Here is a 17,692-nt window from a genome sequence, read left to right on the forward strand (position 1 = left end):
AATGCCATCCGATGCCGATTGAGTAACAATAATGAGGAAGATATAACATGAAGGCTTTGAAAAACCCAGTGGCGCTTGCCACCCTGCTGGTTCTGCAAGCATGTAGTTCACAGCCGCCACAATCTGGTGCTGCTGACCCAACCTCTCCACCAGCAACCTTAGATAAGCCTGAAACCATTCAACCTCAAACTTTTATGCTGCGCGGAAAAGTGATCGTCGGTCACGAGAGCCAATACATCATGCCTTGTGGCAGCGACAAGCAATATTGGTTGCAACTATCACCACAGCAAATGCAACGAGCAATTCAGTTAAATAACGAGCCTTACCAGACCATGTATGGCGAGGTTATCGGCCACCTCAACCCACCGGGCATCGATGGGTTTTCTGCTGATTTCGATGCTAACTTTGTCGTGGAACAAGTGAACTTCCTCACAACGGAAAATCCAAACCGTTGTCAGCAACCAAACAAACCAACTCGCGTGTTTGGTAATGAGCCTTCTTGGTCGGCAAGCTTTGAGGCTAATGGACTAACATTCCAGCAAATCGGCAAACAAACCACAAAATTAGCGATTAAAAGCAGTCAGCTTCAACCTCGCCAGCGCACTTATCAACTACAAGATGGTGAGCTTCGCTTAACAGAAAACCTCTGCTCAGACACAATGAGCGATTCTTTGTATGGCTGGAAAGCAACACTAAAACATGATGGCGAGACGTATCAAGGTTGTGGTATGGCTGCAAACGTCGATGCAACGCTTGGCTGGGCTAATACCTATGTCGCGACCTCAACTCAATCACAAGGTTTTGAAGTACAAATGACCTTAAACCCAGACCATAGCGCCACAACAAAATACCGTTACGCCAATGGACAAGCACCATTAATCGAGCGTGGTTACTGGCAACAGTTAAGTCCGTCTCAGGTTCAAGTTGTCATGACGCATCATCAACAGCAAAGGCTAATGTCAGAGCGACTGTTTACTCGAGAAGGCAATCAGCTCAAAGCGACCAAAGAAAAAGTCGGTAACTTGGTATACCCAATCGCCGATGGTGGTTTAGTCCTTTATCCTGCCACCGTTCGTGATGAAGGCATCATGCAACCAGCCGAAAAACGCACCAACAACCCCATCGGTAGTGCTGACGTCCCTTCTAGTGCAGAGTTTGATTCAAAAGTAGATGCCGCGGTGCGCAACTACTTCTTTATCCATCAAACCACCCCCAACAATAACCAATACCGTTGGCTAACTTACGACCTCAACAGCGATGGTAACGAAGAGCTATTGGTACAGTTGGATTGGTGTGGTTCCGGAGGCTGTACATTGCTGATATTTGAACATCACGAAAAGGAATGGCGATTTAATAGCCGCATTACACTAGTGCAAAGCCCGATTATGCTCGGCCAACAAACCTCTCATGGTTGGCGAGATCTGATTTTTAATGTCAGCGGTGGCGGAGCTAAAGCGGCTCAACACGTGATGCAATACACTGGGGTTAGCTACCCACTCAACCCAAGCATGGCGCCAACGGCAACGCCGAACCAAGTCAGTGGTGTGCGTCTGTTCTCTGATGGGATAAGCCCGGTGCGCGAAGGAGTTCGTCTGTAATGTCACAACCGTGTCCAACCTGCGGTTTTCAATTCAATTGTATGTGCTCGCTAATGCCGAAACTTACCAGTGAGCACAACATCCTGCTGTTAATGCATCCGAATGAACTGAAGCGTGATACTAATACCGGCCAGCTACTAGAGCAGTGCCAACTCAACATTGAGCGAGTAATCTGGGATCGCAAACAGCCACCAGCAGAATTGCTCACTCTATTAGCTGATCCGTCGCGGTATCCGGTGTTGCTCTTCCCCTGTGAAGAAAGTATCACACTCGAACATGTGGTACTCCAAAGCCAGCAACAAACCAAAACTCCGCTCTTTATTATTTTAGATGCCACCTGGCAAGAGGCGCGCAAGATGATCAATAAGAGCCGTTGGTTAGAAGGTATCCCTACTATGGGATTGTCTGCGTCGGCGGACTCACAATATCAGCTGCGACGCAACCAACAACAAGGTAATTTGTGTACGTTTGAAGTCGCTGCACATTTGCTCGGGCAACTTGGAGAACAAAACAACCAACAACAAATGCAGCGCTTTTTTGCCCATTACCTCGCTCTGTTCCAAGCTGAAAAGAGTGGACACGCTCTTAAGCGTTAACCATTAAGCTCAGTAGAAGAACCAAACAAAAAACGCAGCCTACGCTGCGTTTTTTACGACAAGAAGTTTCACGTGAAACATCATTAAAACAGTCGAGTCGGCTCGCCAAGATAGTAACCCTGCAAATAATCCACCCCCATGTCTTGTGCAATGGTACACACCTCCTGACTGTGGACGAACTCCGCCACCGTCTCCGCGTTAAACACCTGGCACAAACGCACCAACTGGGAAGCGATCTTGCGCTGTTTTAAGTCTTTATCAATATCACGAATCAAGCTGCCATCGAGCTTTATGACTTCTGGCTCCAACTTTAGGATTTCATCGATATTCGAATAACCGGACCCAAAGTCATCAACAATGATACGCGCCCCTAAGCTTCTAAAATGACTGCACACTTCTATCATTCGGCCGTAGTCTTTGATCTGCTCAGATTCCAGCACTTCTAAACCAATTCGCCTTGGGTCATTTAGCTGGCTAATTTCATGCTCTAAAAGCATTAAAGTTTTATCACTGAGCAAATCTTGCGGCGATAAGTTTATAGAAAAGTCACCTTGCTTATCTCGCATGTAATGCAACGTAGAATGAATCATGTGCCGACTTAGTCGAGTGTAAAGATGCGTATCAGAGATAATTGGCAGAAAACGCCCTGGCGCAATCACCGTTCCATCGGCTTCCAGAATACGAACCAAACATTCTTGGCTTGCCAATTTGTGGCTACCCGCATGCACAATAGGTTGGCTATAAGTGATGATATTCTGTTTGAGAATGGCTCTACTGACGCAACTTAGCCATCCAAGTTGCTCTTTACGCACATCCTCACTGACTTCAATATCTTTCGCATTACAGATATGTGTATTACTGCGTACACCAGAGCGCCTCGCTTCGATGCCTTTGAGTAAGAGCTCATCCACTGAAGCGGATGGAAAGTCTCGACGACTCACTAAGCCGCCGCATAGCGAGATAGAAAGATAATCTATTTCACGTAGGCCAATTGGCTCAAAATTAGTTTGTTCTACCGCGTCAGCAAAACGCGTAAAGTGCTGTTTGATGGTTTCGCTGCTTTGGTCAGCTTTAAATATGAATGCCCACTCACCAACCCCAATACTATAAAGCTGCAAAGCCGTTGGCATGCCAAAACGCTTTCGTAGTCGATTCGTAAAGTGCATTGAGAGATCTTTGAGTAATTGATCTCCCACTCGGTAGCCGTATTTTTCGTTGATATGACTAAAGTTAAGTAGCTTTAGAGTCAACAAATGCTCATCCAAATCGATGTTACTCAGCCGCTCTTGCAATGCGACCCGGTTTTGTAACCCTGTACGACTGTCGCGTCGATAGCTTTCTTGTAACTTGCGCGTTTGGCGATCGAGTTGATATCCCATATGCGCGTTCATATGGTTGAGATCGCCGATCGCATTTCGAATCAAGCTAAACAACGGTGAAATAGAGGAGCTGACGGGCGACTTAGGCAAGTTCAATGTTTGCACTTCGTCTCCCTCTCGCATCGCTAAATACGTCAGGCTGTGATGAAGAATTTCGGGCTGACCAATACCACCATGCAGTTCCCCCATACAGTAACTACCAAACGTCGTCGCAATATCTTTGAAGGCTTGGACTTCGTCGCTGCTGTCAATAAAGTCTAACCGTGACGCGCAGTTAAAAATCATAACGACTTCAGGTTGGTGCATGGCTAACTCAACCACACCATGCCGCACTTGCTCGAGCGTTAACGAGGGATGGTTATAGCAAAATTGCACTTCGTCACCAAGACACCAGGGCCTGTCGAAGCTCATACTGCCATCAGCGTGTAGCTCCGTTACCGTACAAACTTCCTTTCGCCCTAAGCTTTCTCGATACAAAGGAAAGCTGAGCAGTTGACTCAGCGTCACGTCATGGCCATCCGCCAAGTAACGCTTGTATACGTCCAGCGCTTTCTTCTCACCTAAACAATACAAGCGCGTTCCTTTTGCATGAGTGACTTTGTGTGGCATGCCAATCGGGTTCCATTCCGAATACGCATCAGTCCATAGCTTCAAGGTATCACTGTGCAAAGCTACGGCAACCACAGCGTTATCGTAAACTCGGTTTTGATATAGCACCCAGCAGCCATCGTCAATACTCTGCGCCAACCCTCCAGAAATCACGACTTCTTCACTGGCGAAGGTTTGAAACAAGGGATAGTCACGTCGTTCAATTTGCACAGCAAAGCTGAGGATCACCTGTGAATTATGCTGCATTAGAAGAGAGCGCTTGAGTTCCCCGCCATCAATGTCAGGGGAGTAAGAGTATGTTTGTACCGCAGAAGTCAGCGTGGTTTGCTCAAATTCAATCACACTCACTAGGCAACCAGAGGTAAATATCTCCCCTTCCAGAATCACATTACGCGTACTATGCCCCATAACATGAGCATTCGGCAGCGACGACAAAACGGCGTCTGCAAGTGTGGTCGTAATTTCGCGCGATTGCGTCGACAATATTTGTACTAAATATTGTTTATCTGAGGAAGTCGGAAAAGTGACTAAAAAGTCATTCAGTTGACTGACATCGTGAACCAGTTTTGAAAAAGCTCGCATGGACCTACCACTGCCGTAACACTATCTTCACCACGACGTGTGGCGTTACTATTTTTATTTAATAGAGAATAATTTACGTGGCTTTGCGCTGCTTTTCTAGACACAAAATGAGATTAGAATGGATTAATGCGAAAGCAATTAAAAAAGTGTGAGTAACGGCTGCAAACTATTGATTTCAATATCAGGTAAAGTACGTGTTTTTGAATGGTTAATGACATTTTTATTCATATCATTAAACCAACAGGCTGCAAAACCAGCCAACTTTGCACCATGCACATCCGTGGTTAGATGATCACCGACATGCAGAATATTCTCCGCAGGAATATCCAAGAATCGCTTCGCTTTAGTAAACATATCGGTTGCGGGTTTCGCCAATCCATCTGGTCCTGCTTTAAGTACCTGTTGGAAATAAGGCGTAAGACCGATGCGGTCTAAATCCACATTACCGTTGGTGATTGCCACCAACGGGATGTGCTGCGCGAGTTCCTCCAATACATCGAGGCTTTGCTGCGGCACTTCAAAACGGTTACGCCAGTCCAACGCAACGTCTACTGCGGCTTTCGCGGCGGCATGTGCTGCGTCTTCGTCGTAGCCTACTTGGGAGAAGGCTTGCTGAAGTTGCACTAAACGCCATAAAGTGACATCGCTCTTCAGCTCGGGTTGTTGCTGCACAACACGCTGCTTGAGAGCAAACCAATCCGCTTTGTTCATATGAGCAACCGCTGGATGATGGTGTTTGAGCCAAGATAGCAACTCACGCTCCATGCGAACTATCACAGGATAGTTGTCATAGAGGGTATCATCTAGGTCAAAGGTCATTGCCTTAATAGGCTCGATACGGCGATAAAATTTCATACTTCGGCTCACTCCCCGTTCTTTTTACGTGCGCGTGGGTGGGCTTGGTCGTAGGCTTGCGCCAAATGTTGGAAATCCAAGTGCGTGTAGATTTGGGTCGTCGAAATGTTCTCGTGCCCTAAAAGCTCCTGCACCGCACGTAAGTTATTGCTTGATTCGAGCATATGTGTCGCAAATGAGTGACGCAATTTATGCGGACTAATATGGCTTGCGACAGACTGTTTCTGCCCCCATTCAGCCATGCGCTTTTGCACGCTACGATGCGAAATACGCGTTCCAAGCTTAGATACAAACAAGGCGGGCTCACCTGGAGCGGCTAAATCACCACGAACGCGTAACCACTTCCCGACCCACTCGGTTGCCATCCCAGAGAACGGCACTTTACGTTCTTTATCGCCTTTACCAATAACACGAAGCTCACCACTACGCAGTTGTACGTCACGTACATCCACACCCACCAGTTCAGCCAAACGTAAGCCGGCGCCATACATCAGCTCCATCATGGCGCGATCGCGCACAGCCAGCGGGTCGTCCTCGTTGACTTCAAGTAATTGGCTCACTTCGTCAACATCGAGGTTTTTGGGCAACGGGCGTTTTTTGCGAGGTGCTGAAACCCCTTTGGCTGGGTTAGCCGACATCTCGCCACGCAGAATAAGGAAATCGAAAAAGCTACGCAGCGATGAGAGGCGCGTTGCCAAACTGCTGGCTTTCATGCCTTCTCGCATGCCCTTACCTGCTAATTGGCGCACCCAACCAGCATCCACTTGAGACCAATCTTTGAGCCCCATTTCAGCTAAGTGCTGCGCCATTGTTTCTAGCTGCTGTTTGTAATTGCGCTGAGTATGTAGGCTAAGCCCCTTTTCGCTTCGTAAGAATTCATAGAAGCGCTCAAGAGGCTTTTGCAGACTATTTGGCAGAGGAGTGTTGGGAGTTGTCGTCATCGTAACTTTGCCATACCAGTGTTTGAGCGAGATGTGCCACTACTAATGATAGGTGACGCAAAAACAAGGTATCCATATCTGGCTGAAAATGGCCGCCATCTTCACTAGAAAAAGCAAGCACGCCCAGTGTTTGCTGTTTCACGAGCGGCAGTACCACATAGGACCCCATTTCCGGCACTTCCATGTTGCCAAACAAAGCTTCACGATCCACTTTGCGAAGACGTCCTAAGTACGCATCTTTGCCATTTAAGTGAGTGGTCGCAAAGCGTTGATAACTTTCCTTACTCAATTGAATCGATGCGTCGCATTGACTAAACAATCGAACAAACGCACGTAAGCCCAATGCTTTGGCTTTATCTTCGATAGAATGAATGACTTGTTTAAAGTCACCACACTTTAGAATCTGCCCCTGCAAATCCATAAATTCGTAAAAGGTGCGATCATTGTTCGCCGCAAGCGACATTAGTGTAGTGATCTCTTCCTCTAACTCTTCAATGCGCTGACGTTGGCGATTCATTTGGATGTGTACCAAAGATACCGCGCCTAAGTCTGAGTGTGGGAAAGATAAACGATCCACAAGCTCCGGACGTTGCACAAAAAAGTCTGGATGATCTTTGAGGTACTCGGCCACTACTTCAGCCGTTAAGGCATCTGCTTCTACTTGAGACAAACCGTTTCCTTTTTCTTCAACTAGCAAGATAATTGACCATCAAATACATGCGTTGTAGGTCCGGTCATAAACAACGGCTTGCCAGGGCCTTGCCATGCAATTCGCAATTCACCACCAGGTAGAGAAACCTTAACGTTTTCATCCAACAAGCCCTGCAGAATCCCAACCGCGACTGCCGCGCATGCACCACTACCACAAGCTTGTGTCTCTCCTGCGCCTCGCTCATAAACTCGAAGACGAATATGGTCACGACTCATCACCTGCATAAAGCCAGCGTTGACGCGCTCTGGGAAACGCTCATGCGACTCAAGCAGCGGACCGAGAGTTTCCACTTCTGCCGTATCCACATCGTCGACCACGGTCACTACGTGCGGGTTACCCATGCTCACAGCACCACAAAACAAGGTATTGTCGCCTGCTCGCATGATGTAAGTTTTCTCTTTTTGCTTCGCTTTGAAAGGAATTTTGTTCGGTTCAAACTCTGGCACGCCCATGTTGACCGTCACTTCCCCATCATCTTCGATGTTAAGAATCATCTTTCCTTTCTTGGTGCTCACGCTGATGCTGTATTTATTGGTCAGCCCCTTCAAGCGAACAAAGCGGGCAAAACAGCGTGCACCGTTACCACACTGTTCAACTTCACTACCATCGGCATTAAAAATCCGATAATGGAAGTCGGTTTCAGGGTCGTAAGGGGCCTCTACCACAAGCAATTGGTCAAAACCAACGCCAGTATGACGATCCGCCAAGCGGCGGATCAGGTCTTGCGAGAAAAACACGTTCTGGGTAATACAGTCGACGACCATGAAGTCGTTGCCCAAACCGTGCATTTTGGAAAAGTGGAAATGCATTTGTTGTGTGTTACTCCGGTAGAATCTGTTCCAGCTGCCACAAACTGGTCAGCTCCTCACGCTGGCGAACTAAGTGGCTTTGTTTACCGTCCACCATCACTTCTGCTGCTCGGGTACGAGTATTGTAGTTCGAAGACATCACAAAACCATAGGCACCTGCTGAACGAACCGCGAGTAGATCACCTTCTTGCAAAACGAGTGCGCGATCTTTACCCAAGAAGTCGCCGGTTTCACAAATAGGACCAACCAAGTCGTAAGTCTGAGCTTCACCCTTTCGCGGTGAAACTGGCACAATATCTTGCCATGCTTGGTATAGCGCAGGACGCATCAAGTCGTTCATTGCAGCGTCGATAATCGCAAAGTTTTTATGCTCAGTATGTTTTAAAAACTCAACACGCGTTAGCAAGATACCTGCGTTCGCAGCAATTGCACGGCCTGGCTCAAAGATCAGCTCCAAGTCTTGGTGATTTTCAAGACGGCCTAGTAACGCTTTGGCGTAATCAGAAGGCTGAGGTGGTAATTCATCACGATAGACCACACCCAAACCGCCGCCGACATCAAGGTGACGAATGTTAATGCCTTGTGCTTTTAAATCATCAATCAGAGCTAATAAACGGTCTGTCGCGTCGATAAATGGGTCTATATTGGTCAGCTGAGAACCAATGTGGCAGTCGATGCCTTGCACATTCAAGTTCGGCAGGCTTTGCGCGAATTTATAAACATCTGGCGCACGATCAAACGCAATGCCGAATTTATTGTCGCGAAGACCAGTCGAAATGTAAGGGTGTGTTTTCGCGTCGACATCTGGATTGATACGAAGAGAAATTGGTGCAATCACACCAAGCTCACCCGCAACCTTGTTCAAACGTTCTAGCTCTGGCTCAGATTCAACGTTGAAACATTTGATACCTAGCTCAAGAGCGCGCTTCATCTCTGCCGATGTTTTACCAACACCAGAGAAAACGACTTTTTTCGGATCACCGCCTGCGGCAATCACACGCTCAAGTTCACCACCCGACACGATGTCAAAACCCGATCCCAAACGCGCTAGCGTGTTCAATACGCCTAAGTTTGAGTTGGCTTTCACCGCGTAGCAAACTAGGTGAGGATGCTGACCCACAGCACTATCAAACGCCTTCCAATGGCGCTCTAGCGTGGCTCGAGAATATACGTAAAGAGGAGTGCCATATTGCTCTGCAAGAGCTTGAAGTGGGACGTCTTCGGCCCAAAGCTGGCCATCATCCTGATAGTTGAAGTAATCCAAAATTCGCTTCCCTTATTTTATTCGACTGCTGAACCCTAATTTCACCCTAAGGTGCGGTTATTTATTGTGATTGCTCATTCTGTTGAGTGTCATCTGGAATGTATAGTGAGCCAGACTGACCACACCCCGCTAAGGTCGCGGCAACCATCACAAACAACACAGTAATTAATTTTTTCATTTCGCATATCGTGATTATTGAATCAATGCCCCCTATAATCGCACCACACTCAGGAAAAGCAATAGGATAGACGGATGAACGATACTGAATTTCATCAACTGGTGGATGCGCAGATGCAAATCATCGAAGAATCCATCGATGATTCAGGCGCAGACATTGATTACGAAGTCACTGGCAACGTAATGACATTGGAATTTGAAGACCGCAGCCAAATCATCATTAATCGCCAAGAGCCGATGCATGAGATCTGGCTAGCGTCCAAATCTGGTGGTTTCCACTTCAAGCTTATTGAAGGTAAATGGACCTGCTCAAAAACGGGTATGGAGCTATTTGAAATGGTGAAGCAAGAGTGTGAAAAGCACGCAGGCGAAGCCATTGACTGGGCATAATTCTGGTCAATCGTCACCAAAACAAAAAGAGCACCGAAGTGCTCTTTTTGTTTATTGATACGGGTTTAATTACGCATTCACAGTTTTGGTCGGGCGACTCGGTGAACAACCGTCATTACGGTAAGGAATGATATACGCATTCCCCTCTTCAGGGTGAATAATTTGATAGTACTGAGGCAGGTTAAAGTTAATAAACTTAGACGCGACGCGACTATCGTCTTTTACCGACGTGTAGAAGCTGTTTACAGACGAAATCATTTCATCTTTGGAGCCACTAAATTGGTGATACACTTCTACTTGATTTGACTCATCCAACACATAAATATTGAAGCCATCCTCGTTATCTTCAAAGAAGAACTGCACCAGACCTTCACTGGCAAACCCATCCACCGCTTCCGGCATTTGATATTCTTGCTCACGATCGAGCATTAACAGCGGCGAGCCTTTGAGTTTGTTAGTAGAAATGCTGCGGTAGAAATCAATGGAATTTTCTAGCTTCTGCACCGACACACCACGACGTTCAAAGAACAACCCATAAGTCTGGTTACCAAGACGCATCGCTTTAAAGCGGCGACGTTTCTCTTGCTCTACTGGTTTCAAGCGTAAGTCGATACATTCAGCTAAAAGCTGGTAAACCATATTGCGCATCACACCACGCATGTTCTTCGCATAGCAGAACACATCCACTGATTCTGGTGGCAACGCATCTTGGTGCATTTTGCCCAAAATGGTTTTCAGTGCATCCAGCATCGCCGTTTCCCCTTTGAAATGCAGCGTACGCACTTCATGCCAAGAATTACGGTAAACAAGGTCAACACTGCCGACTAAATTTTTATGTTCTGGACCAAAGCTAAAAATATCGGTGTTCTTAACATCCACTTTCAGCGAACGACCAGAAAGTTCAGACGTCGGATCATTTTCGAAGTTGATGAACATCGCAAGCTGGCTTATTTCACAAGGACTCGCTAGCGCCTGCATAGATGGACGACGCTTACGCAACGCAAAAGTATTTCGTAAGTCACTCACCATTTGGTAAAACTTATCAATATCTAGCTGCGCTTCACGTACCACGGCATGTAAACGAGTCGATTCAGTGATCAAGCCATTGAAGAATGCCCAAGCAACCAACTTACTCAAGTATTCATGATGCTCTAGATATGGTTGCCCCAAAATGCGGTGCGCAATAAGCGGTTGTTTATAGAGGTACCAACCAGACTTGTTTACCCCCCCTTTTTTCACTTCGATAAAGCTCAAGTCAGGCTCGTGCAGATCAGGTGAAATCTGTGGGTTTAGTAACGTTACTTTGCCCGGCAATACTTCAAAAGCCGCGTAAAGTTTACGGGCCAAAATACTGATGTCTTGCGGACTGATAGCAGAAGTGATGTCGTTACGACGCGCAAATTGAATCAAGTTACGGTAGCTTTGCATCAACGCATCCAGCAATGCATGATGTACCACCTTTACTTGTTCAACCTTCCAATTACGGCGGTCATCGAGCTCTGCAACGACACTGGCATCCCAATTCCATTTTGCAATCATATCGCTCAGCGCTTCACGACGCCAAGCTACTGAGCCAACATTCGGCTCACGAGATAGTTTTTCATGGGTTTTGAGATAGAAACAGCGACGCACTAAATCCAAACGTGTATCGTCTTGAATTCGCTCTAAGTAACGGGTTACTTTTTCCAACATTAAGTAGTACGCATCCATGCCATAGAGATCAGGCTCATGGGCAAAAAAACGACGTTTAGTGTCGATGCTTAACAATTGAGTATGCGGGTATTCCCACGAGTAAGCTTCTAGCAAGATGGCTTTTAATACCGATTTGTAGGGAGAGTCGATGCTTTTGTATAACTGCCACAAGTTCGAGCCGAAGTATTCTTCAGCAGGAATGCAGTTCAATTTACCAAAGTCGATCCATTCACTACAGTCGATGTAACCATCACTGCAAAGTTGAGAAACGTACTCGTCGTAACACTCTTCCATTTCTGGCGGCACGATTTGCCATAACAAACGCTGTCCGGCAATACGCACCGCACTACGATAGAATTCATCTAGCAAAAGTAAGTGCTGAGATGAACCACAGTTATCACCTGTCATCTCCTCAGAATGATTGCTTCTAAAGCGCTCTTTATCCATTAAGAAAAAGTTCGCTTCCACGCCTTTGCTTTGTGCCCAATCCGTGATGAGTAGGCATTTATTGGTCAATAACTCGCGTTCGTCACAATCCATCTCTGGTGAGATACACACCCAAATATCCAAATCACTGGAAGTACTTTGACCAATCGAGGAGGTACTGCCCATGGTGTACAAACCCAATATAGCGGGCTTTTCTACCGTCTTGAGCGGCTGACCAATGGCAAGTTGAATATCATCTATGAATTGTTGCTGAATGCTATTTAGTTCAAGCCCATGCACACCAAACGGGACATCGGCATCATAATAGCCAGGAATTACAGGATGGTTGTAGTTCAACAAGGCAGGAATCAAATGGAAGACTTGCTGGCTTTGCGAATCCATAAGCGCCAGCGCGCGATCAACTCGCTGCTGATTCAAATTATCTAGTCGCTGGATGATTTTTTGGGTGTAAGCCTGCAAGGGGAATTCCTTGGTTGAACAATCACGAAAATCTGCTGACGTTTTAAACCAAAATGGCTTAAAAACGTGATCAATTTAACACTTTTATTGGTGCGGGTAAAGCTTCACGCCCGCGTATCACTCTGGATACAAAACCATACTTTAGTCACAAAATTAATCGCGCGGTAGTGTCGCTCTTATTACCTATTACTAATAATAGTCCTTAGTCTAATTGAGAATCCAGTCACACTATTTTCATAACGTCATGTAATTCCATTCATAGCCTTCAGAGATAACGAACTAACAGTAAGCATTTCTTGATGAGAATGGTAGGATAAACCCAAATCCAAACAGCATTGAGAAAATCATGACACAATCCACACCGATTCGCATTGCAACTCGAAAAAGCCCTCTTGCTTTATGGCAAGCTTACTTTGTTAAAGACGCCCTTCAAGCCGCTCACCCAGGCTTGGAAGTCGAGTTAGTAACCATGGTGACCAAAGGTGACGTGATTTTAGATACACCACTAGCAAAAGTTGGCGGCAAAGGCTTGTTCGTAAAAGAGCTTGAAGTCGCGATGCTAGAAGGACGTGCAGACCTCGCCGTTCACTCAATGAAAGACGTACCCGTCGATTTCCCAGAAGGCCTTGGCCTCGTGACCATTTGTGAGCGTGAAGATCCTCGTGATGCCTTCGTCTCTAATACCTATAGCCACATTGATGAGCTCCCTCAAGGTGCCGTGGTTGGTACTTGCAGTTTGCGCCGTCAATGCCAACTGAAAGAATATCGTCCGGACATCATCATCAAAGAGCTTCGCGGTAATGTGGGCACTCGCCTTGGTAAGTTAGATGCGGGTGAGTATGATGCAATCATTCTTGCTGCGGCTGGCCTCAAACGATTGAAGCTTGAAGAGCGCATTCGTAGCTTTATCGAACCAGAGCAATCACTACCAGCGGTAGGGCAAGGTGCTGTCGGTATTGAGTGCCGCCTTGACGATGAAAGACTGCTTAAGCTGCTTGAGCCACTTAACCACCAAGACACCGTAGACCGCGTTTTGTGTGAGCGCGCAATGAACCTTACGCTAGAAGGCGGCTGTCAGGTACCTATCGGCAGCTATGCCCTGCTAGACGGCGACAACATTTGGCTACGCGCATTAGTTGGCGAACCAGATGGCAGCGAAATTGTGCGTGGTGAAATTCGTGGCCATCGTAAAGACAGCGAAGCATTAGGAGTGCAGCTAGCCAATGAGCTGCTAGATAACGGCGCTCGTGAAATCCTAACTAAGCTGTACGCAGATCACGAATAACCATGGCAGTGTTGGTCACTCGGCCGGGAGAGCAAGGCAACGCGCTTTGCTCTCTGCTCGAAAGGCACGGCATTTCCGCATATCACCATCCTCTGATCGACATTGTCGCCGATCTCACGGACACGCACCTCTCTAAACATCTACATCAAGCTCAAATTGTTATCGCTGTTAGTCGACATGCAGTGCAATGTGCACAGCAAATCTTAGCCAGCAACGGGATGTCATGGTCGAAACAAGCTATTTACCTTGCCGTTGGTCAAAAAACAGCACACTATTTAAGCAAATGTACCCAACAGAAAGTACACTATCCCCAAGTCAGTGATAGTGAACACTTATTGCGACTACCAGAGCTCAACAATGTGGCACAACAACAAGTTCTTATCCTTCGTGGTAACGGCGGAAGAGAGCTGATCAAAGATGCATTGGTGAGACGTGGCGCAAAAGTTCACTATAGTGAGACTTACAAGAGAGAATTCATCCCATTCGATCCAGTAAGCTGTGTCTCACTATGGAAAAACCTACAAATTAACCAGATTGTTGTCACCAGTGGTGAACAACTGGATTATTTGTGCAGCCAATTGACGTCGGAGCAATTGACTTGGCTTAATCAACAAGAGTTGTATATCCCCAGTCAGCGTATCGCTGACATCGCAATTCAAAGGGGGTTCACTCGCGTGAGATGCACGGGAAGCGCATCCAACCAAGAATTACTGGCGGCTCTCCAGCCCTAGCTACACAGGATATAGGCATGACAAGTAAAAATAACGACCAAAAAAATAACGATAAAAACCTTTCCGAAGAAACCTCATCGGCACCGCTAGTCGAAAAAACCACATCGCAGCAGGATGCGGACCTTAAAAAAGAGCAACCACAAACGGCCGAGCCCCCAAAAACAGCAGAACCAACCAAAGTCGAGTTTGAAGAAAAACAAGGCAAACGCGGTGTCAAACTAGGCACGGTCGCTATCATCTTATCGATTATTTTTGGCGGTGGCCTCGCGTACAAGCTGCATCAACAGCAAGCCGATTACCAAGCGCAGATCGCCCAACTAAAAAGTCAGCTAGAAAGCACTCAAGCCTCCATGAAGCAAGAGCTCAGCCGGGTACAAGAAGAAACCATCGAGAAAGCAACAACCGTGACACACAAAGCGGAAGTGGTACTTGGACAGCAACAGAAGAGCATTGAAAGCTTACAGCTCGCCGTTGCCGATGTGAAAGGTCGTCGACCAAACGACTGGCTATTGGCGGAAGCCGATTACCTCGTCAAATTAGCCGGCCGTAAATTGTTCTTAGAGCACGATGTAGAAAGCGCGACTCAACTGATGGAAAGTGCAGACCAACGCATTGCAGCGCTGAATGACCCTAGTCTCGTCAAACTACGTAAAGCAATGGCGAACGATATCACCAAGCTTCGCACTATCCCGCTAATTGACCGTGATGGATTGGTACTACGCTTAACTGCCCTACAACAGCAAGTAGACAAGCTCCCTCTCGCCAATGCACTGCTACCTGAAGCTGAAGCCGTAGAAAACACTGAAGTGTCTGAAGATATCGCAAACTGGCAAGATAACTTAATGACCTCTTTGAAGGACTTTTCAGAAAACTTCATTACCTTCCGCACGCGCGATGGTAACGTCATTCCACTGCTTTCTCCTGAGCAACACTTTTACCTGAAAGAAAACATCAAAGCCAAATTGGAAACGGCAATAAAAGCGGTGTACCAAGAGCAAGGTGAAATTTACACCACGTCTCTAAAAACAGCAGACAAATGGGCATTAGCTTTCTTCAACCAAAACGATAATTCTGTTAAAGAGTTCAACAAAACGGTTAACCTACTAAGTCAGCAAAATATTCAAGTGGAATACCCAACAAAACTGCAAAGTCAGTCTCAACTATCAGATGTCATCCGTGAACGCCTACGTCGTGAAGTCACAACGATGACAGGCATGGAGGATAAGTAATGTTTCGTCTTATTTTCCTATTTGTTGTACTAGGCGCAGGACTATTTGTTGGCACCCAGTTTTCTGGTCAGCAAGGCTATGTACTCATCTCCATTGCCGAGAAAACGATCGAGATGAGCGTAACGACATTAGTGGTTTTCGTTATCGCTGCACTCGCAGGTCTTTTTCTGCTTGAGTACCTGATTAAGAAGTTAGTTTATGCTAGTTCTACAACATGGAACTACTTCAGTGTTCGCAAAATGCGCCATTCCCGCCGATACACCAATGAAGGCATTATTAAACTTCTAGAAGGTGACTGGAAAGGTGCTGAGAAGAAAGTAACTCGCTGGGCAAATCATCACGATATGCCGCTGCTTTGCTACTTGGTTGCGTCTGAAGCCGCACAAGGCCAAGGTGATAAAGCAAAACGAGATCACTATCTAGAGCTAGCGAGCCAACAAGAGAACGCCCATCTCGCAGTAGAACTGACTCGAGCGAAACAATTTATCCGCGACAACGAGTTCGAGTCCGCTTTCGATACCTTGCAATCGTTAAAAAGTCATTATGCGAGTAACTCTATTGTATTGAACTTGCTGAAAACAACGTACATGCAGCTAAAGTTGTGGCAACCTCTTATTGACCTCTTGCCACAACTAACCAAAGCAAAACTCATCACGGAAGAAGAACATGCAGAGCTGATTCAAAAGGCGCAGTGCGGCTTACTCCATGAAGTAGCGCAACAACAAGGTAGCGAAGGGCTAATCTCCCATTGGAATAGTCTCTCACGTAAAGTGAAACAAGACACACACCTCGTTGCCTGTTTTGCTCGAGAACTCATCACACGAAAAGCTGATGCAGAAGCCTTTACCGTGCTAAAAGAAGCATTAAAAAAACAACCTGCCCCAGAGCTTTATCAACTACTGCCAGATCTAAATCTGCCAGATACCCACCCTGTCGTGGTCTTCTTAGAGGGAGTAGTGAAGAAAGAGCCGGATAACGCCGCTGCCCATAGCGCATTAGCGCACTTCTATTTCCGTCAAGAGAAGTGGCAAGAAGCCCAGGATCACTTTGAGATCGCCTTAAAGCTTCGCTCTGACGTCTCTGACTATGCATTCCTAGCAGACACACTAGAGAAGCAAAATCTAACCAAAGCTGCTCACGAAGTCTCTCGTAAAGCTCTCACGCTCGTACAGAATGACTAACTTAAGATGACCTAACCAAGCCGACAGCTTACCTGTCGGCTTTTTTATTGCCTGCTATTAACCCTTTAGTCCTTAGTCATCAATATGTTTATCCAATTCATTGGCTCCCAAGTAGTTCTCAACCAACTTCCTAGCAACTCACTATCGTTTCACTTTCCTCTTCTTTTTTTGACTACTCTGATCCTGCCATTCCAGCAGAATCCAAAACAATTTTAAAAGATGCAGGAATACGTAACTTTAGCCTGTTGATGTATGGTTTTAAGACGTAGCTAGATTTAGGCAATAGAGCACACGCGTCGCTAGACTGAGTAAAACAAAAAGATACATCAGTGAAACAGTGGCTATTTGAGTATGCTTATTTGTTCGTTCTATCCGGTAAAAAGGGCTAGAGAAGCAATGGTAGTGCTTTAAGAGAACGATAAGGCAATAGATGGTTCAACATCTTAACAAAGCATCTCCAACAACCTTATCGGGACAGCATGCAGTGATGAGGATGAACAGCTTTAGAGGCAACTGCACTTCTTAGCAAAAATCAAAACGTCACAACCAATACCGATACCAATATTACTTTGTCGAAAAGTAGATCGCATATGGAATTGATTTTTGGCAAGCACAGATAGAGTAATAAAGATGTACGGAAATGAAAAAAGCCTCGCTATTTCTAGCGAGGCTTCTTAATAGTGGCGGAGAGATAGGGATTTGAACCCTAGATACGCTATTAACGTATGCCGGTTTTCAAGACCGGTGCTTTCAACC

At 46.3% G+C, this 17,692-nt stretch carries 15 protein-coding genes; 7 read left to right on the top strand and 8 right to left on the bottom strand.

What is annotated here, in order from left to right; genetic code table 11:
• Positions 1–47 precede the first annotated feature (47 nt).
• Both R7O13_RS22910 and R7O13_RS22915 read left to right on the top strand, forming a co-directional pair.
• Positions 48–1,598 carry a COG3650 family protein gene (locus R7O13_RS22910; protein ID WP_176311205.1) on the top strand — a complete coding sequence of 517 codons (1,551 nt, stop codon included), beginning with the start codon at positions 48–50 and terminating at the stop codon, positions 1,596–1,598.
• On the top strand, positions 1,598–2,194 hold the full coding sequence (locus tag R7O13_RS22915; protein ID WP_042523926.1) for a tRNA-uridine aminocarboxypropyltransferase: 597 nt from the start codon (positions 1,598–1,600) through the stop codon (positions 2,192–2,194). Before R7O13_RS22910 ends, R7O13_RS22915 begins: the two co-directional genes overlap by 1 nt.
• Before the next feature lie 83 nt (positions 2,195–2,277).
• Here R7O13_RS22915 and R7O13_RS22920 read toward each other — a convergent pair whose 3' ends face one another.
• The 7 genes from R7O13_RS22920 to lptM form a co-directional block, all read right to left on the bottom strand.
• Complete coding sequence (locus R7O13_RS22920) at positions 2,278–4,764, bottom strand: EAL domain-containing protein (RefSeq protein ID WP_318304754.1); 2,487 nt, start codon at positions 4,762–4,764, stop codon at positions 2,278–2,280.
• Between the two features lie 138 nt (positions 4,765–4,902).
• Complete coding sequence (gene yigB / locus R7O13_RS22925) at positions 4,903–5,619, bottom strand: 5-amino-6-(5-phospho-D-ribitylamino)uracil phosphatase YigB (RefSeq protein WP_053350826.1); 717 nt, start codon at positions 5,617–5,619, stop codon at positions 4,903–4,905.
• A gap of 8 nt (positions 5,620–5,627) precedes the next feature.
• Positions 5,628–6,560, bottom strand: coding sequence for a tyrosine recombinase XerC (gene xerC, locus R7O13_RS22930; RefSeq protein WP_005378742.1), 933 nt, complete (start codon positions 6,558–6,560; stop codon positions 5,628–5,630).
• A complete protein-coding gene (locus R7O13_RS22935; RefSeq protein WP_017636089.1) occupies positions 6,526–7,257 on the bottom strand; it encodes a DUF484 family protein in 732 nt (243 codons plus the stop codon). Before R7O13_RS22935 ends, xerC begins: the two co-directional genes overlap by 35 nt.
• Positions 7,251–8,081 carry a diaminopimelate epimerase gene (gene dapF / locus R7O13_RS22940; RefSeq protein WP_005378744.1) on the bottom strand — a complete coding sequence of 277 codons (831 nt, stop codon included), beginning with the start codon at positions 8,079–8,081 and terminating at the stop codon, positions 7,251–7,253. Before dapF ends, R7O13_RS22935 begins: the two co-directional genes overlap by 7 nt.
• 10 nt (positions 8,082–8,091) lie before the next feature.
• Entirely contained in the window at positions 8,092–9,345 is a 1,254-nt protein-coding gene (lysA, locus tag R7O13_RS22945) for a diaminopimelate decarboxylase (protein WP_033907276.1), read from the bottom strand.
• Between the two features lie 61 nt (positions 9,346–9,406).
• Positions 9,407–9,523, bottom strand: coding sequence for an LPS translocon maturation chaperone LptM (gene lptM / locus R7O13_RS31535; RefSeq protein WP_412125722.1), 117 nt, complete (start codon positions 9,521–9,523; stop codon positions 9,407–9,409).
• Between the two features lie 74 nt (positions 9,524–9,597).
• Here lptM and cyaY point away from each other — a divergent pair, with 74 nt between their 5' ends.
• A complete protein-coding gene (cyaY, locus tag R7O13_RS22955; RefSeq protein WP_005383391.1) occupies positions 9,598–9,912 on the top strand; it encodes an iron donor protein CyaY in 315 nt (104 codons plus the stop codon).
• Positions 9,913–9,981: 69 nt separating this feature from the next.
• Here cyaY and R7O13_RS22960 read toward each other — a convergent pair whose 3' ends face one another.
• Complete coding sequence (locus R7O13_RS22960; protein WP_053350817.1) at positions 9,982–12,510, bottom strand: class I adenylate cyclase; 2,529 nt, start codon at positions 12,508–12,510, stop codon at positions 9,982–9,984.
• Positions 12,511–12,856: 346 nt separating this feature from the next.
• On the opposite strand from R7O13_RS22960, the gene hemC reads away from it, so the two are divergent.
• From hemC to R7O13_RS22980, 4 genes are read left to right on the top strand one after another with little or no spacing between them, the layout of a single operon-like run.
• The gene (hemC, locus tag R7O13_RS22965; RefSeq protein ID WP_318304755.1) at positions 12,857–13,795 is read left to right on the top strand and encodes a hydroxymethylbilane synthase; all 939 of its coding nucleotides are present in this window, start codon (positions 12,857–12,859) and stop codon (positions 13,793–13,795) included.
• Between the two features lie 2 nt (positions 13,796–13,797).
• Positions 13,798–14,526, top strand: a complete 729-nt coding sequence (locus R7O13_RS22970; protein ID WP_042523918.1) for a uroporphyrinogen-III synthase — start codon at positions 13,798–13,800, stop codon at positions 14,524–14,526.
• Positions 14,527–14,543: 17 nt separating this feature from the next.
• Entirely contained in the window at positions 14,544–15,755 is a 1,212-nt protein-coding gene (locus R7O13_RS22975) for a uroporphyrinogen-III C-methyltransferase (protein ID WP_318304756.1), read from the top strand.
• Positions 15,755–16,936 (top strand): heme biosynthesis protein HemY, encoded by a 1,182-nt coding sequence (locus tag R7O13_RS22980; protein ID WP_213961327.1) that lies wholly within the window; start codon positions 15,755–15,757, stop codon positions 16,934–16,936. The genes R7O13_RS22975 and R7O13_RS22980 overlap by 1 nt, the downstream gene beginning before the upstream one ends.
• The last annotated feature ends 756 nt before the right edge of the window (positions 16,937–17,692 follow it).

This window comes from Vibrio sp. Y176 (assembly GCF_033438945.1).

Bases quoted from the DNA above. Each gene is read 5' to 3' on its own strand.
- hemC (WP_318304755.1), top strand. From the start codon at position 12,857: ATGACACAATCCACACCGATTCGCATTGCAACTCGAAAAAGCCCTCTT.
- cyaY (WP_005383391.1), top strand. From the start codon at position 9,598: ATGAACGATACTGAATTTCATCAACTGGTGGATGCGCAGATGCAAATC.
- dapF (WP_005378744.1), bottom strand. From the start codon at position 8,081: ATGCATTTCCACTTTTCCAAAATGCACGGTTTGGGCAACGACTTCATG.
- lptM (WP_412125722.1), bottom strand. From the start codon at position 9,523: ATGAAAAAATTAATTACTGTGTTGTTTGTGATGGTTGCCGCGACCTTA.
- xerC (WP_005378742.1), bottom strand. From the start codon at position 6,560: ATGACGACAACTCCCAACACTCCTCTGCCAAATAGTCTGCAAAAGCCT.
- R7O13_RS22910 (WP_176311205.1), top strand. From the start codon at position 48: ATGAAGGCTTTGAAAAACCCAGTGGCGCTTGCCACCCTGCTGGTTCTG.
- R7O13_RS22980 (WP_213961327.1), top strand. From the start codon at position 15,755: ATGTTTCGTCTTATTTTCCTATTTGTTGTACTAGGCGCAGGACTATTT.
- R7O13_RS22915 (WP_042523926.1), top strand. From the start codon at position 1,598: ATGTCACAACCGTGTCCAACCTGCGGTTTTCAATTCAATTGTATGTGC.
- R7O13_RS22970 (WP_042523918.1), top strand. From the start codon at position 13,798: ATGGCAGTGTTGGTCACTCGGCCGGGAGAGCAAGGCAACGCGCTTTGC.
- R7O13_RS22920 (WP_318304754.1), bottom strand. From the start codon at position 4,764: ATGCGAGCTTTTTCAAAACTGGTTCACGATGTCAGTCAACTGAATGAC.
- R7O13_RS22975 (WP_318304756.1), top strand. From the start codon at position 14,544: ATGACAAGTAAAAATAACGACCAAAAAAATAACGATAAAAACCTTTCC.
- yigB (WP_053350826.1), bottom strand. From the start codon at position 5,619: ATGAAATTTTATCGCCGTATCGAGCCTATTAAGGCAATGACCTTTGAC.